This window comes from Micrococcus lacusdianchii (assembly GCF_023155805.1).
In the GTDB taxonomy this organism is placed as follows: domain Bacteria; phylum Actinomycetota; class Actinomycetes; order Actinomycetales; family Micrococcaceae; genus Micrococcus; species Micrococcus lacusdianchii.
Window position 1 is genome coordinate 99,747 of sequence record NZ_JAKNUW010000004.1, and the last position, 15,637, is coordinate 115,383.

At 73.7% G+C, this 15,637-nt stretch carries 12 protein-coding genes; 4 read left to right on the plus strand and 8 right to left on the minus strand.

The window, feature by feature from the left end; all coding sequences use genetic code 11:
* Window positions 1–18 precede the first annotated feature (18 nt).
* The 5 genes from MA879_RS03840 to ftsY all read right to left on the minus strand — a co-directional run bounded on the left by MA879_RS03840 (window position 19) and on the right by ftsY (window position 5,375).
* The gene (locus MA879_RS03840) at window positions 19–258 is read right to left on the minus strand and encodes an RNA-binding protein (protein WP_135028517.1); all 240 of its coding nucleotides are present in this window, start codon (window positions 256–258) and stop codon (window positions 19–21) included.
* Window positions 259–260: 2 nt separating this feature from the next.
* Window positions 261–701, minus strand: coding sequence for a 30S ribosomal protein S16 (gene rpsP, locus MA879_RS03845; RefSeq protein ID WP_248123661.1), 441 nt, complete (start codon window positions 699–701; stop codon window positions 261–263).
* Window positions 702–917: 216 nt separating this feature from the next.
* Complete coding sequence (gene ffh / locus MA879_RS03850; RefSeq protein WP_248123663.1) at window positions 918–2,495, minus strand: signal recognition particle protein; 1,578 nt, start codon at window positions 2,493–2,495, stop codon at window positions 918–920.
* A 130-nt stretch (window positions 2,496–2,625) separates the two neighbouring features.
* A complete protein-coding gene (locus MA879_RS03855) occupies window positions 2,626–3,939 on the minus strand; it encodes an ammonium transporter (protein WP_229667092.1) in 1,314 nt (437 codons plus the stop codon).
* A 227-nt stretch (window positions 3,940–4,166) separates the two neighbouring features.
* A complete protein-coding gene (gene ftsY / locus MA879_RS03860) occupies window positions 4,167–5,375 on the minus strand; it encodes a signal recognition particle-docking protein FtsY (RefSeq protein ID WP_248123665.1) in 1,209 nt (402 codons plus the stop codon).
* A gap of 78 nt (window positions 5,376–5,453) precedes the next feature.
* Here ftsY and MA879_RS03865 point away from each other — a divergent pair, with 78 nt between their 5' ends.
* Complete coding sequence (locus MA879_RS03865) at window positions 5,454–6,782, plus strand: MFS transporter (protein WP_248123666.1); 1,329 nt, start codon at window positions 5,454–5,456, stop codon at window positions 6,780–6,782.
* A 68-nt stretch (window positions 6,783–6,850) separates the two neighbouring features.
* Here the strand turns inward: MA879_RS03865 and wecB are convergent, their stop codons facing one another.
* Window positions 6,851–8,005, minus strand: coding sequence for a non-hydrolyzing UDP-N-acetylglucosamine 2-epimerase (wecB, locus tag MA879_RS03870; RefSeq protein ID WP_248123668.1), 1,155 nt, complete (start codon window positions 8,003–8,005; stop codon window positions 6,851–6,853).
* A gap of 172 nt (window positions 8,006–8,177) precedes the next feature.
* Between wecB and MA879_RS03875 the strand changes: the two genes are divergently transcribed.
* From MA879_RS03875 to MA879_RS03885, 3 genes are read left to right on the plus strand one after another with little or no spacing between them, the layout of a single operon-like run.
* On the plus strand, window positions 8,178–9,065 hold the full coding sequence (locus MA879_RS03875; RefSeq protein ID WP_248123670.1) for an ABC transporter permease: 888 nt from the start codon (window positions 8,178–8,180) through the stop codon (window positions 9,063–9,065).
* Window positions 9,062–10,018 (plus strand): ABC transporter ATP-binding protein, encoded by a 957-nt coding sequence (locus MA879_RS03880; protein ID WP_081304984.1) that lies wholly within the window; start codon window positions 9,062–9,064, stop codon window positions 10,016–10,018. The genes MA879_RS03875 and MA879_RS03880 overlap by 4 nt, the downstream gene beginning before the upstream one ends.
* A complete protein-coding gene (locus MA879_RS03885; protein ID WP_248123672.1) occupies window positions 10,015–11,802 on the plus strand; it encodes a glycosyltransferase family protein in 1,788 nt (595 codons plus the stop codon). Before MA879_RS03880 ends, MA879_RS03885 begins: the two co-directional genes overlap by 4 nt.
* Window positions 11,803–11,821: 19 nt before the next feature.
* Here the strand turns inward: MA879_RS03885 and MA879_RS03890 are convergent, their stop codons facing one another.
* Window positions 11,822–13,627, minus strand: coding sequence for a hypothetical protein (locus MA879_RS03890; protein WP_248123673.1), 1,806 nt, complete (start codon window positions 13,625–13,627; stop codon window positions 11,822–11,824).
* 50 nt (window positions 13,628–13,677) lie between these two features.
* Window positions 13,678–15,456, minus strand: coding sequence for a glycosyltransferase family 4 protein (locus MA879_RS03895; protein WP_248123674.1), 1,779 nt, complete (start codon window positions 15,454–15,456; stop codon window positions 13,678–13,680).
* Between the last annotated feature and the right edge of the window lie 181 nt (window positions 15,457–15,637).

Genomic DNA, 15,637 nt, shown 5'->3' on the forward strand with positions numbered 1-15,637 from the left:
GTGGCTGAGCCGGCGGGCTCAGCGGCCGCGGTCGGTCTCCACGACGTCCACGCGGACGGGGTGGCCCGCCAGGGCGTCGAGCACCGTGCGCAGCGCGGTGGCCGTGCGGCCCTGACGGCCGATCACGCGGCCGAGGTCCTCGGGCGCCACCCGGACCTCCAACATCTCCCCGCGCCGCTGGGGGCGCGAGTCGACGCGGACGGCGTCCGGGGTGTCCACGATGCCGCGGACGAGGTGCGCGAGGGCCTCGGCCAGCATGCTCACTCGGCCTTCTCGGCGTCCTCGGCCGGAGTCTCGGCCTCGGCGGCGGGCGCCTCTGCGGTCTCCTCCGACTCGGCCGGGGCCTCCTCCTTCGGCTCCTCGGGCAGAATGACCGAGCCCTTGTCCGGAGCCACGAAGGCCTCCTTCTCGCCCTTGGTCTTCAGGGTGCCCTCGGCGCCGGCCCCGCCCTTGAACTTCTGCCAGTCGCCGGTGATCTTGAGGAGGGCGGCCACCTGCTCGGTCGGCTGGGCGCCGACGGACAGCCAGTACTGCGCGCGCTCCGAGTCGATCTCGATGAACGAGGGCTCCTCGGTGGGGTGGTACTTGCCGATCTCCTCGATGGCACGGCCATCGCGGCGGGTGCGCGAGTCCATGACGACGACGCGGTAGTAGGGGGCGCGGATCTTGCCGAAGCGCTTCAGACGGATCTTGACAGCCACGTGTGTGGTTCTCCTTCAGGGGATCAGGGGGTCGGGCGACGGCCACGCGTGGGGGCAGCGGGCCGGCAGTCCGACGAACGGAACGGAGCGCGCGGAGGATAGAGGGTCGTCCGGGCTCACGCTCAGTGCCCGCCCATTGTGCCAGACGGCCCCGCCCGCGCGCACCTCGGCGCGCGGGCGGGGCCGTCACGGACCGGGCGCGGGCGCCCGGAGTGCTCAGCGGTCCTTGAGGTACTTCTCGAAGCCGGCCGGAAGATCCAGCTGCGAGGGGTCGAAGTCCGCCATGTCCGGCAGGCCGCCGCCCGGGCCGAAGACCCCGCCGCCTGCGCGGGACCGGCGCTCCTCGAGGGCCTGGCGCTCGGCGGCCGCCTTCGCGGGGTTGCCGGACTTGACCTTGCCCTTCTTCGCGTTCTTGCCCTTGGCCTTGCGCGGGGTCCCGCCGTGGCCCATGCCCGGCATGCCGGGCATGCCTCCGCCGGCGGCGAGCTTCTTCATCATCTTCTGGGCCTCGGCGAAGCGCTCCAGGAGCTGGTTGACCTCGGTCACCTGCACGCCCGAGCCGCGGGCGATGCGCGCACGGCGGGAGCCGTTGATGATCTTCGGGGCCACGCGCTCGTGGGGTGTCATCGAGTGGATGATCGCCTCGACGCGGCCGATCGAGGACTCGTCGAACTGCTCGAGCTGCTGCCGCATGCCCTGGGCGCCCGGCATCATCATGAGCATCTTCTTCAGCGAGCCCATCTTCTTGAGCTGCTGCATCTGCTGGAGGAAGTCGTCGAGGGTGAAGTCCTCCTGGTCGGCGAACTTCCGCGCCATCTTCTCCGCGTCGGCGCGGTCCCAGCTCTGCTCCGCCTGCTCGATCAGGGACAGGACGTCGCCCATGTCGAGGATGCGCGAGGCCATGCGGTCCGGGTGGAAGACCTCGAAGTCCTTCAGGCCCTCGCCGGTGGAGGCGAACATGATCGGCTTGCCGGTGACGTGGCGGACGGACAGGGCGGCGCCGCCGCGCGCGTCGCCGTCGAGCTTGGTGAGGACCACGCCCGTGAAGCCCACGCCCTCGTTGAAGGCCTGCGCGGTGGCGACGGCGTCCTGGCCGATCATCGCGTCGATCACGAACAGGACCTCATCCGGCTGCACCGCGGCGCGGATGTCCGCGGCCTGCTGCATCAGCTCATGGTCCACGCCGAGGCGGCCGGCCGTGTCGATGATGACCACGTCGTGGTACTTGGTGTTGGCCTCGCGGATGCCGGCCTGGGCCACCTCCACCGGGTCGCCCGTGGCGGCCTCGAACTCGGAGGAGACGCCGGGGTGCGGGGCGAACACCGGCACGCCGGCCCGCTCGCCGCCCACCTGCAGCTGCTTGACCGCGTTGGGGCGCTGCAGATCACAGGCCACGAGCAGCGGCGTGTGGCCCTGGGACTTCAGCAGGCGGGCGAGCTTGCCGGCCAGGGTGGTCTTGCCGGCACCCTGCAGGCCCACCAGCATGATCACGGTGGTGCCGGTCTTGGCGTGCTGGATGCGCCGGGTCTCGCCGCCGAGGATCTCCACGAGCTCCTCGTTGACGATCTTCACGACCTGCTGGCCCGGGTTCAGCGCCTGCGAGACCTCCTCGCCGAGGGCCCGCTCCTTGATCCGCGCGATGAACTGGCGGACCACGGGCACGGCGACGTCCGCGTCGAGGAGGGCGCGGCGGATCTCGCGTGCGGTGGCGTCGATGTCCGCCTCGGTGAGCCGCCCCTTGCCCTTGAGGCTGCGGAACGTGGCTGTGAGGCGGTCGGACAGGGAGGTGAACACGGCGGGTGGGATCCTTCGCGAAGAGGAAAGAGGAGGTCGCTGGGTCAGGCGCCGCCCCGGCTCGGACCCCCCGCAGGGACGTCCCGCCGGCGACGACGCCTGACCAGACTAGCAACCGACCGGTGCCGGCTCAGCGGACGGGCTGGGCCTCCCCCCGGTGCCGTTCCGCGTCCTGCGGCTCGTCGCCGTACGCGGTGCCGAGCCCGTAGTCGTACGCGGACTCCGCGTGGAGGGCGCGGTCCACACCGCGCAGCTCGTCCTGTGGCGAGACGCGCAGCCCCATGACCGCCTTCAGGACCAGGGCGATCAGCGCGGTGACGACGCCGGCGAAGACCACGGTGAAGACCGTCGCCACGACCTGGGCCACCAGCAGGCGGGGACCGCCGCCGTAGAACAGGCCGGCCATCCCCTCCTCGGTCACCAGCTCGGGGCGGCCGAACAGGCCGATCATCACGGTGCCCACCACGCCGGCCACGAGGTGCACGCCGACCACGTCGAGGGAGTCGTCGAAGCCGAGCTTGAACTTCAGGTTCACCGCCAAGGCGGCGGCCACGCCGGCGACGACGCCGATGGCCACGGAGCCCACGGGGTCCACGAAGGCGCAGGCCGGGGTGATGGCCACGAGACCGGCGACGATGCCGGAGGCCGTGCCGATCGAGGTGGGCCGTCCGTGGCGGACGACCTCCACGAGCATCCAGCCGAGCATGGCGGCGGCGGGTGCTGCCAGGGTGTTCACCCAGATCAGGCCGGCGGTCTCCACGTCCGAGGCCGCGCCGCCGTTGAAGCCGAACCAGCCGAACCACAGCAGGGCGGCGCCGAGCATGACGAAGGGGATGTTGTGCGGGCGGTGGCCCGGGTCCACACCGAAGCCCTCACGCTTGCCCATCATCACGGCGAGCACCAGGGCGGCGACGCCGGCGGCGATGTGGATGACCAGGCCGCCGGCGAAGTCCACGGCCTCGCCGACCACGGAGCCGATGGCGCCGTCCGCGGTGAGCAGGCCCCCGCCCCAGACCATGAACGCCATGGGGCAGTACACGAGGGTGATCCAGGCCGGGACGAACACGCACCAGGTGCTGAACTTCGCGCGGTCGGCCACGGCGCCGGAGATCAGCGCCACCGAGATGACGGCGAAGGTGGCACCGAAGCCGATCGTGGCCAGGTCCGTGGTGCCGACGGCCTGGAACAGCCCCGGATCCTGCAGGGGGTCCCCGACGACCCCGAGGATGCCGTCACCGCCGGTCATGCTGTACCCCCACAGCACCCACACCACGCCCACCAGACCCATGGCCACGAAGGACATCATCATCATGTTCACGGACGCCTTGGCCCGGGTCATGCCGCCGTAGAAGAAGGCCAGGCCGGGGGTCATCAGGAGGACGAGGCCGGCACAGACCATCGTCCACACCGCCCCGGGGTCCAGAGGTGTCAGCTGCGGGTCCATGGGGTGGTCCTCCACTCATCGGGACGCCCGCCCGGCACGGGGGCGTCGATGCGCCCGAGTCTGCCGAGGACGTGTTTCCCGTCACGGCGCGGAGGTGTTTCCGGCGTGTGAACGCGCGTTGCGGTCCCGTCACGCCGCCGCATTCCGACGACGACGGGCCGCCCCCTCGTGCGAGGGGACGGCCCGTCGTCGTGCGGGTGCCGGGGCCCGGACGGGCCCGGCGGGGATCACTCGGCCAGGAGCGCGTCCACGAAGCCCTCGGCGGAGAACGGGGCGAGGTCGTCGGCGCCCTCGCCCAGGCCGATCAGCTTGACCGGCACGCCCAGCTGGCGCTGGATCGCGACGACGATGCCGCCCTTGGCGGTGCCGTCCAGCTTGGTCAGCACGATGCCGGTGACGTCCACGACCTCGGCGAACACCTTGGCCTGCGTCAGGCCGTTCTGGCCGGTGGTGGCGTCCAGGACCAGCAGGACCTCCTCCACCGGGGCCTGCTTCTCGATGACGCGCTTGATCTTGCCCAGCTCGTCCATGAGGTTGGCCTTGTTCTGCAGGCGGCCGGCGGTGTCCACGAGGACGACGTCCGCCTCCTCCTCGATGCCGGTCTTCACGGCCTCGAAGGCCACCGACGCCGGGTCCGCGCCCTCCGTCTCGGAGCGGACGGTGACCACGCCCACGCGGGAGCCCCACGTGGCCAGCTGCTCGGCGGCGGCGGCGCGGAAGGTGTCCGCGGCGCCGAGGACGACCTCGCGGTCCTCGGCCACGAGCACGCGGGCGAGCTTGCCCACGGTGGTGGTCTTGCCCACGCCGTTGACGCCCACCACCAGGGTGACGGCCGGCTTGCCGTCCTTGCGGGTGGCGGCCAGGCGGCGGTCCATGGACGGGTCCACCATGGCGAGCAGCTCCTCGCGCAGCAGCGCGCGCAGCGCGTCGGGATCGCGCGTGCCGTCCACAGTGACGCGAGCCTTGAGACGGTCCACGAGCTCCATGGTGGGCTCGGTGCCCAGGTCCGCCATGAGGAGGTTCTCCTCGATCTCGTCCCAGACGTCGTCGTCGATCCGGTCACGGGAGAGCAGGGCCAGCAGGCCCTGGCCGAAGACGTTGTTGGACTTCAGCAGGCGCGCGCGCAGGCGCTGCAGGCGGGTGCCGGCGGCCTCGGGGCGGTCCAGCTGCGGGGCGGTCTCGACGACCTCCGCCTCCTGGACCTCCTCCTGGACCACAGGGGCCTCGGCGGCGTGGCGGGGCGCGGGGCGGGACGAGGGGGCGTCGGCGGAGGCCGGGTCGGCCACGAGGCCGCCCGGGGCCGGCGCCGGGTCGTCGTCGTCGCGCAGCTCGGTGTAGGTGCCCCTCGGCGGGGCGACGGGGCGGTCGAGCAGACCGACCAGCACGGCGCCGAGCAGCAGGGCCAGGACCAGGGAGATGATGAGCACGAGTTCCACGCGCCCAGTCTCCCACAGGCCCTCGGGCAGGGCCCGGGGCGGGAGCCCTGCGCGCGGGAAGGTGGGAGGATGGCGGCCATGCCCTCCTCCCCTCCGGCCGCACGCGTGCCCCTGCCGCCCGAGATCAAGGTGATGGTCGCGGCGGCGTTCGTGATCGCGATCGGCTTCGGCATCATCGCGCCCCTGCTGCCCCAGTACGCGGAGATGTTCGCGTCCGACTTCGCCAACCCGGCCACCGCCGTCGCCGCCGTGGTCTCCGCGTTCGGCCTCACCCGTCTGCTGTTCGCGCCCGTCTCCGGCCGGCTCACCAACCGGCTCGGCGAGACGCCGGTGTACATGACGGGCGTGCTGATCGTGGCCGCCTCGATGTTCCTGATCGCCTTCGCCCAGGACTACACGCAGCTGCTGCTGTACCGCGCGCTCGGCGGCGTCGGGTCCACGCTGTTCACGGTGTCCGCCATGGCGTTCCTGGCCAGCAAGTCCCCGCCCGCCATCCGCGGGCGGGTCTCCGGCGCCTACGCCTCGGCGTTCCTGATCGGCAACATCGTGGGGCCAATCGTCGGCTCCGTGCTGGCCGTCTTCGGCTTCCGGGTGCCGTTCCTGATCTACGGGACCTCGCTCGTGATCGCCGCCGGGATCGTGTTCGTCATGCTCCGGGACACCCGCCTGCAGGACCGCGCCCGCGGGGAGACCCGGCCCGCCATGCCCCTGCGCGAGGCGCTGGGCCACCGCTCCTACCGCGCGGCCCTGACCTCCATGTTCGCCAACGGGTGGGCGACCTTCGGGGTGCGCAACGCCATCACGCCGCTGTTCGCCGCGAGCGCCTTCACCGGGACGGCGCTCCTGGGGTGGGGCATCACCGAGGAGAACCGCCAGCTCATGGCCGGTCTGGCGCTGTCCGTGTTCGCGGCCGGCAACGTCCTCGCGGTGGCCTTCAGCTCCCGGCTCTCCGACCTCCACGGGCGCAAGCCGCTGATCCTGATCGGCCTGGTCGTGATGGCCGTGTTCACGGGGGCCATCGGCTGGATGGAGTCGCCGCTGCTGTTCCTCGTCTCCTGCGCGCTGGCCGGTGCCGGCACCGGCACCCTCAACGCCCCGCAGCAGGCCGCCGTGGCAGACCTCGTGGGCCAGGACCGCAGGGCCGGACCGGTGATGTCCGCGGCGCAGATGTCCGGGGACCTGGGGGCCATCCTGGGCCCGCTCCTCGTGGGCCTCGTGGTGGACGCGGCCGGCTACGGGTGGGGCTTCGTGGTGACGGGCGCGGTGATCGCGGTGGCCGCACTCGTATGGCTGCGGGCCCCCGAGACCAACCTGCCGGTCGTCCCGGGCGGCCCGCGGACCGGGTCCCTGCCGAAGGTCGACCCGGACGTGGACCCGCGCCGGGTCGAGGGGCGCGAGCTCGCTTGAGCACCGGCGCCCACGGAACGACGACGTCCCCGGACCTGTCCAGGTCCGGGGACGTCGTCGTCAGGGGCTCAGGCGGAGGCGCCGTCCTCGAACTCCGGCAGCCGCTCGCCGACGCCCAGCAGGGCGGCGATGGCCGAGACCGTGCGCTCGGCGGCCCGGCCGTCCCCGTACGGGTTGACGGCGTTGGCCATGGCGGCGTACGCGGCCTCGTCCGTGAGCAGGCGGGCGACCTCGTCGACCACCACCTGCTCGTCCGTGCCGATCAGACGCACGGTGCCCGCGGTGACGGCCTCGGGGCGCTCGGTGTTCTCCCGCATCGCCAGGACGGGCTTGCCGAGCGAGGGGGCCTCCTCCTGCACGCCGCCCGAGTCCGTGAGCACCACGTGGGCCACCGAGAGCAGGTGGGTGAACTCGCCGTACGCCAGGGGTTCGGTGACCAGCACGTTCCCGAGGCCCTCGAGGGCGGGGAGGACGGCCTCGCGGACCACCGGGTTGCGGTGCGCCGGGAGGACGAACGTGACGTCGGCGTGGGCCCGGGCCAGGCGGGCCAGCGCCCGTCCGACGCCGCGCATGGCGTCCCCCTGGTTCTCGCGCCGGTGGGTGGTCACCAGCACCACGGGGCGGCCCGAGGCCTCCAGCGCGGCCAGGCGCTCGTCCTCGAAGGGCACGTGCGCGGCCACGGCCTCCAGCAGGGCGTCGATCACGGTATTGCCCGTGACGTACACGTCCTCCGCGCGGACCGCCTCCCGCAGCAGGTTGTCCCGGCTGACCCGGGTGGGAGGAAGGTGCAGGGCGGCGATCTGGCTGGTGATCTTGCGGTTGGCCTCCTCCGGGAACGGGGAGAGGATGTCGAAGCTGCGCAGGCCCGCCTCGGCGTGGACCACGGGGATGCCGCGGTTGAAGGCGGCGACGGCGCCCGCCGTCGAGGTCGTCGTGTCGCCCTGGACGACGACGGCGTCCGGTCGCTCCTGCTCGAGGACGGCGTCGAGCCCGTCGAGGGTGCGGGCGAACACGCCGTTGAGGGTCTGGCGGGGCTGGATGATGTTCAGGTCGTGGTCCGGGACGATGCCGAACAGCTCGTTGACCTGGTCCAGCATCTCGCGGTGCTGCCCCGTGACGGTCACCACGCACTCGAACCGCGCGTCAGCCTGCAGCGCCTTGACGATGGGGGCCACCTTGATGGCCTCCGGGCGGGTTCCGTAGATGGGCATGACCTTGGGCACAGTTGCTCCTCGTGACTGGACGACGGGCCGCGGGCGGCGCCCTTGAGGCGTGCACGGCTCGTCTCGAAGTGTACTGACCGGAGGGGTCGGGCCGGGGTTGCTAGAGTGAGCACTCGCGGCGGGCCGAGATCGGCCCGGTGCGTCCCCCAGAGCTCGAGAGAGGGTGCCCGGCATGGCCGAATCCGGCGATTCCCACAGCCAGGGCGGCACCGTCGTCCTCACGGTGGACGGCTCCGGCCTGGGACGCGTCGGCGCCCGACCGGGCCTCGGGCGGTACCTGGCCTCCCTGTGGGAGTTCCGCTCCTTCATCCTGTTCGACTCGCGCTCCCGGATCGCGGGGGCCAACTCCACGAACGCCCTGGGCCGCCTGTGGATGGTGCTCAACCCGATCCTGGACGGCCTGGCCTACTTCCTGGTGTTCGGGCTGCTCCTGGGGACGGGGCGCGGGATCGAGAACTTCCTCGCCTACCTCATCGTGGGTGTGTTCCTCTTCCGCTTCACCACCCAGGCCGTCACGAGCGGCTCGCGGTCCATCTCGGGGAACGCGTCGATCGTCCGCGCCTTCCAGTTCCCCCGGGCCACCCTGCCGATCGCCACCAACATCCGCGAGCTCCTGCAGTTCGGGCCCACCCTGGCGGTGATGGTGGTGCTCGTCCTGGTGATCCCGCCCATGGAGACCATCACCTGGCGCTGGCTGCTCATGATCCCCCTGCTGGCCGTGCAGACCCTGTTCAACGTGGGCCTCTCGCTGATCCTGGCGCGCATCGTGTCCCACTGGGTCGACTTCGGCAACATCATCGGCTTCGGCATGCGGCTGTGGCTCTACCTCTCGGCCGTGTTCTTCAGCGCCCGCCGGTTCGAGGACATCCCCCCGCTGATGACCGCCATGCATCTGAACCCCATGTTCTGCGTGCTCGACATCGCCCGCCAGTCCATGCTCTACGGCCAGCCCGCCGACCCGGCGCGCTGGGGAGTGCTGCTCGCCTGGACGGCCGCGCTGCTGGTGATCGGAGTGGTCTTCTTCTGGATGGCCGAGGAGACATACGGGGAGGAGCGATGACCCAGTCCGACCCGACGACGTCCGACCGGTCCGCCGCTCCGCGCCACGCCCTCCCGACGCCCCCCCTCCCCCCCGCGCCGGCGGACCGGGTGGAGGATGCCGCCGTCGTCCTCGACCAGGCGGGGATGACCTACACGGTCCGCTCCGCGGAGGCACTCGGCGGCCGGTCCCTGCGCAGTCGGCTGCGCGGTGGCGCGTCCGGCCTGCGCACCACCACGGTGGAGGCCCTCAAGCCGCTCTCGCTCGTGGTCCGCCAGGGGGAGTCCGTCGGGGTGGTCGGCACGAACGGATCGGGCAAGTCCACGCTCATGAAGCTCGTCACCGGCCAGCTCCACCCCACCACGGGCCACGTGTACGCCGCGACCACCCCCGTGATGCTCGGGGTCAACGCGGCGCTGGTGCGGCAGGTCTCCGGCGAGGACAACATCATGCTCGGCTGCCTGGCCATGGGCATGTCCCGGGTCGAGGCCGAGGCCAAGTACGACTCGATCGTCGAGCTCTCCGGACTGGAGGCGAAGGCGCTCCAGCTGCCGCTGAAGGCGTACTCCTCGGGCATGGCGTCCCGTCTGCAGTTCGCGATCGCCACGGCGGTGGACCCCGACATCCTCGTCATCGACGAGGCACTGAACACCGGCGACGCCCAGTTCCGCGCACGGACGCGCAGCCGGATCGACCAGCTGCGCGAACAGGCGGGGTGCGTGTTCCTGGTCAGCCACTCCATGAGCACCATCCAGGAGATGTGCACGCGGGCCATCTGGATCGAGCAGGGGGTCCTCACCATGGACTCCGGGGCCAAGTCGGTCACCAGGACGTACGCCCGCTACACGCGGAAGAAGGCACGCGGGGACCACGAGGGCGCCCTCGCCCTTCTGGAGGCTGAGCGGGGCGTCCTCAAGCGCACCCCCGTCACCTGGCCGGACGACGCCCGCCCCCGCCGCACCACGGCGTCATGACGGGCGGCGGCCGCCCCCTCCACGTGGCCGGAGTGCTGCTCGGCCGCACCCGCACCCGCCTCGCCGACGGATGGAATGCCGCCGCCCGCCGGGGCCGGACCTCCACGGGCCGGCTCACCGTCCCCGTGTCGGCGTGGGCCGCCTCCTCCCCCGACGACGCCGCCCGGGACGAGGGTCCGCCGGCGCGCCGCGTCCTCCCGCTCCCCGCCTCGGCCCGGCTCACGCGCGCGGTCACCGGAGCCCGTCGGCCCTCGCTCGACGCGTGGAACCCCCTGGGACCGAGGACGCCGCAGTCCCCCGGCATCCTGCTCCTTCCCGTCGACCCCGCTGAGCCCGGGGCGTGGCCGCCCGAGGACGCCGCCGCGCTGGCCGCGTCCCGTGCCACAGCACTAAGGGGTGAGGGCCTGCACACCGTGGTGACCGATGCGCGGCCCCAGGGGCGGCGGATGGCGCGGCTGCTGCTCCGAGCCCAGGGCCGGCAGGTCCCCGGCGTCCTCATGGTCCCCGAGGCCGCGGTGGGCGCGCCCGCCCCGGCACGCTGGGCCGAGGCGCTCACGCTGGTCGACGCCGTGGTGGTGCCCCACCCGGAGCGGACGTCCCCGGCGCTGCGGGATCTCGCCGCCGCCGCCGGACGCGCCGTCCTGAGCCCGGCGGACGCCGCCGCTCCCCCCGCCGACCTGGCGGCCCGCGGGCGGGCGGCCCGGCTCGAGCTGGTCCACGAGGGCCCACCGCTCACCCCGCCCCCCGCGACGCCCCCGCGCGTCCGCGTGGGGGCCGAGCCGCGCCGGGTGGTCGTGGCGGGGCACGACCTGAAGTTCGCCGGCGGCCTCATCGCGGAGCTCCGCGCCCGGGGGCATGAGGTGCGGGTGGACGAATGGCGGGGCCATGCCCGGCACGATGTCGGCGCGAGCACAGCCCTGGCGCACTGGGCCGACGTCGTGCACTGCGAGTGGTCGCTCGGCAACGTCGTGTGGTACTCCCGACATCGGCCGGACAGAACCCGACTCACAGTCCGCACCCACCTCCAGGAGGCCTCGACCGAGTTCCCCCGCCGGGTGCGGCAGGACGCCGTGGACTCCTGGGTGTTCGTGGCGGAGCACGTGCGGGCGCAGGTGCTGCGCGACGTCGGCTTCCCGGCGGAGCGCGCGCACTGGATCCCCAACGCGGTCCGGATGCCCGGACCCGCCGCGCCGTCCGCTGCGCCCCCTGATCCGCTGCGCCGGTTCACGCTGGGCCTGGTGGGAGTCCTCCCGGCGCGCAAGGGGCTGCACCGCGCCCTCGACCTGCTCGCCGCGCTGCGCGCGGAAGATCCCCGCTTCCGGCTGGCCATCCGTGGCCACCGCCCGGAGGACGTCGCCTGGATGACGGCCCGCCCCACGGAGGCCGCGTACTTCGCCGAGCAGGCCCGCCGGATGGCCGAGGATCCCCTCCTGAAGAGCGCGGTGACCTGGGACCCGCACGGCCCGGACATGGGTCCGTGGTACGCACGGGTGGGCGTGGCCCTCTCCGTCTCCGACTTCGAGTCCTTCCACTTCACCCTGCCCGACGGGGCGGTGCACGGATGCCTGCCCCGCTCCCTCGCGTGGGCCGGTGCGGACCTGCTCTACCCGCCGGACTGGATGGCCGCGTCGACGGACGAGCTGGCGCGGGGCCTGCACGACGAGGTCGTCGACTTGGCACGCTGGACACGGCTCACAGCGGAGGCCGCGGCGTACGTGGCGGAGCGCTTCGCCGAGCGGCGCGTGGTGCCCGCCCTGGCGGACGCCGTGCTTGGCCTGCGCTGACCCGGCACGGCGGGGGGCGTCAGCCCCGCAGCCAGGCGCCCCCGAACCACAGGTCCGCCGTGCGGATGCGCCAGAGCGTCTTGCGGAACTCCCGCATGGACACCCCCGCCGGAGGCGCGGCCCTCCCGGACTCCGCCGTCGCCTCGACGGCCCGCAGCCACTCCTCCGAGAACAGCGGTGCCAGCGCTCCGAAGCCCTCCGAGCGGACGATGTCGGAGGCCAGCTCCGCGGCGGCGGCGCCGGAGTGCTCCCCCCGCTCGGCGGCGGGGACCTGGTCGGCTCGGGGCTCGAGCGGGGGCAGCGGGCGCGTCCGCGCCTCGTAGTGCTCCCCGGACCAGGACGGATCGGGACCGCAGAGCTCGAACTTCCAGGGCTTGCCGTCCAGGGGGATGGCCGTCCCCTCGGGCCACACCCGGGCGAGGGCGCCGAAGGCGGCACGGTGGGAGACCTTCTCGGCCATCGCGAGCACGTCCGCCACCGCGGTGACCTCCGCATCGCCCAGGGGGTAGGCGACCATGGCGTCCGCGGAGTAGAGGCTGATGTGGCCCTGCATCCACCGCCCCGACCGGAACTGGCGGGCGAACAGGTACATCGCCTCGACCGGGTTGTTCGCGGGCTGGGTCCGGAACCACTCGCGGAGCCAGGCGTCATGGCCGGCGCGGACGCTGGGGCGCACCGCCCCCGAGCCCGCGGAGAGGAGCGCCTCCTGGGCCGACTCGCTCGTGTAGCGCAGGCTCTTGGCGGCTCCGCCCTTGTAGAGCGGCCAGTTCCCGAGCATCACGGCCTCCCCGGGACCGCCGACGTCCGCACCGAGGTAGCGGCCCGTGTGGGCCTCGGACGGGGGGACGCCCCGACTCCGGCGGAGGGTGGCGCTCAGCTGCTCCGTGACGTCCTCCCCCGGGGCCAGGGGCGGAGTGGACATGCGGAAGGGCAGGCCGGCACGCTCCGAGAGGATGCGTCCGAGGCGGACGTCGAGGTCGTGGTCCTGCCCGTACGTCAGCGTCGAGATCTCCATGCCGCGGCCGCGCAGCAGCCCGATGAGGAGTCGGCTGTCCGCGCCGCCGGACACCCGGAGCTGCAGCGGGCGCTCCCCCACGCGTCGCTGCACGCGATCGGCGGACGCGCGCATCGCGTCCGCCAGCGCGTCGGCGCCCTCCTCGGGCGTGTGGTCGGCGGACAGCGGGTGGGTGAGCCCCGCGGGGGCCTCGACGTCCGTGACCCGGCCGTCATGGACCTGGACGGCGCGGTCCACGGGGAGCACGCGCACGTTCTCGAACGGGGACTGCCCCGTCATGGAGTAGCCGAAGGACAGGTACTCGGCCAGGTAGGACGGGGAGAGGGCCACGGCGTCACGGCGCCCGCCCGCCAGTGCCAGAGCGACGAGCAGCGGCCGGTTCGACAGGTAGACGTGTCCGCCGTCCTTACCCCAGTGGACGGCCTCGAAGGCCGGCACCGTGTTCCAGGCGGTGACCCGGCCGGTCCAGCGCTCCACCAGCACGGCGGCGTAGTGACCCCACACCGGCCGCTCGTAGACCAGGCGCCCCGCCCGCAGCCGCACCGCGTCCGCCAGGTCGGCCGCATCCTCGGCCCCGGCCATCACGGCCCACCGGTCGCCGCGCGCCGGGAGCACGGGCTCGGTGCCCCGCCGGGCGAACACCAGGGCCGACGTCGAGGCGGCCGGGTGCACGAGCGCCGGCTCGGCCTCGTAGTCCATGCCTACGAAGGGCGCGTAGCCCCGTGCCACGGACTCGAGCAGGCGGGCCGTGGCCGCCCTGTCCTGCTCCTCCACCCGGGACGTGCGCACGGCCACCAGGAAGTCGGTCACGGTCTGCTCCTCAATCTCGGACCACACCCGGCACTGGGGGCGGGGCGGCGTCAGTCTCGCCCGGGAGGGACCTCCACGCCGAGCCGTTCATAGAGGTCACGATACCGCCGTGCATTCGCCGCCCAGGTGCGGGTGCCCACGGCCCAGGCGCGTCCGGCGGATCCGAGCGCCTCCCGCCGTCCGGGCTCCGCGATGAGGTCCCCGAGGCGGCGCGCCCACGCCGCCGGGTCCTCCGCCGGCACGAGCGCTCCGGTGACGCCGTCCTGCACGAGCTCGGCGAGCGCGGGGAGGTCCGAGGCCACCACGGGCGTGCCCACGGCGGACGCCTCCACCGACTTCATGGGCGTCACCGCGCGGGTGACCGGGAGGTCGCGGCGGGGCACGGTGAATACGTCCAGGCTGACCTGCTCCCAGAGCGCCTCGGACTGGGCGACGCGGCCGGGGAAGCGCACGCGGTCCGCGATTCCGAGGTCGGAGGCGAGGCTGCGGAGGGCCGGAAGGCTGGCCCCGTCACCGGCGATGGACACCCGCAGGTCGGGATGGCCCGGCATCAGGAGGGCCGCGGCGCGCAGGAGGGTGTCGAGGCCCTCGTATCCCACCAGGGAGGACACGGTGCCGATGTACACGTGGTCCTCGGCCAGCCCCAGACGGCGGCGGGCCTCGGCACGGGTGGGCGGCTCGGCCAGGAACGCCTCGCCGATCGCGTTGGGGCACACCGTGATGTCCTCCGCGGCCACGCCCTGGGCGCGCAGGCGGGCGGCCATGGTCTCCCCCAGGGTCACGACGGCGTCCGCGGACCGTGCCGCCTCCTCCTCCCGCGCCACGAACTCGCGGTAGCGCTGGGAGGTGAGGGCGGCGTCGTCGCGCTGGGACGCCCACGTGTCCGCGAGCTGGCCCCGGACCTCGTAGACCCACGGGATGCCGTAGGCCTCGGCCACGGCCCGCACCGCCACGGCGTTCACGAAGTGGGTGGTGGTGTGCAGCGCCTGCGGCCGGAAGCGCTCGACCTCCGCCGCGAGGAGGCGCGCGTGCTGGTCGATCCGGGCCGCGGTGCCCTGGGCCAGGCGCCACGGGGTGAGGCGGCGGTAGCGGACACCGTCCACCACGTCCTCGCGTGCCGCCCACGGGACGCCCACCTGGGCCGGCCAGCCCGGCCTGGTGACGGCCTCCACATGGATCCCGGCGTCCGCGAGCGCGCGCAGCGTCGAGTGGCTGCGCTGCGCGTAGCCGGACCCGGTGTGGGGCAGCGAGTTGGTGAGCACGTGGAGGACGCGCCCCGGCAGGGGGGTGTAGGACGCGTGGCGGGGCACGCGCGGGCGGTGTCCCGCGAACGCGGTTGCCTCCCCCGCCATGCGCCGGTGCAGGTCGCCGAGTCCGCGCCGGTCCGAGGCGGTGACCGCGGCGTCGAGGTCTCCGCGGTGCAGCGCCAGACGGGCGGCGGCGGCGTGCCACGCGGTGCCGCGGCCATCCTCCGGGACGGCCTCCAGCATTCCGGCGGCGAGGGCGGCGTCGCCCAGCAGCAGGGCGGCGTCCGCGCGGGCGACGGCGGCGGGCCGGGCATCGCCGGCCGCTCCGGCGCGCTCATCATCGGCGACCCGGGCGCGGGCCTCGGCGGTGCGGCCCTGCATCTCCAGTCCCACGGCGGCGGCCACGGAGCCGAGCCCCGGACCTCGACCGGCGGTGGCGACGAGCGTGCCGAGGGGGCCCCGCCACGCGGCGGGCAGCCGACGGGAGCCCTGCAGGAGCAGCCGCAGCGGATCGTCCACCACGTGCTCGGCGACGATCTGGGCGGTCAGCGCGGCGTGGCGCGCCCACGGGACTTCCCGCACTCGTCCCAGGAGACCGGAGATGCTCCGCTGATCCACTGACCCTCCCGTGTGCCTGGTCTGGACGCCGGTGCACACGGAACGCGTCCGGTGCGCCGCCCACTCTAGCCACGTCGGGCGCGCCGGACGGGTTGCTAGGGTGAGCCCCGGTGCCGCCGCGTGACGCGCGGCACGTCCGGGCGCC

Excerpts from the sequence above, each read along its gene's own strand:
- MA879_RS03885 (WP_248123672.1), top strand. The coding sequence starts at position 10,015 with ATGACGGGCGGCGGCCGCCCCCTCCACGTGGCCGGAGTGCTGCTCGGC.
- MA879_RS03865 (WP_248123666.1), top strand. The coding sequence starts at position 5,454 with ATGCCCTCCTCCCCTCCGGCCGCACGCGTGCCCCTGCCGCCCGAGATC.
- MA879_RS03855 (WP_229667092.1), bottom strand. The coding sequence starts at position 3,939 with ATGGACCCGCAGCTGACACCTCTGGACCCCGGGGCGGTGTGGACGATG.
- MA879_RS03875 (WP_248123670.1), top strand. The coding sequence starts at position 8,178 with ATGGCCGAATCCGGCGATTCCCACAGCCAGGGCGGCACCGTCGTCCTC.
- MA879_RS03840 (WP_135028517.1), bottom strand. The coding sequence starts at position 258 with ATGCTGGCCGAGGCCCTCGCGCACCTCGTCCGCGGCATCGTGGACACC.
- MA879_RS03880 (WP_081304984.1), top strand. The coding sequence starts at position 9,062 with ATGACCCAGTCCGACCCGACGACGTCCGACCGGTCCGCCGCTCCGCGC.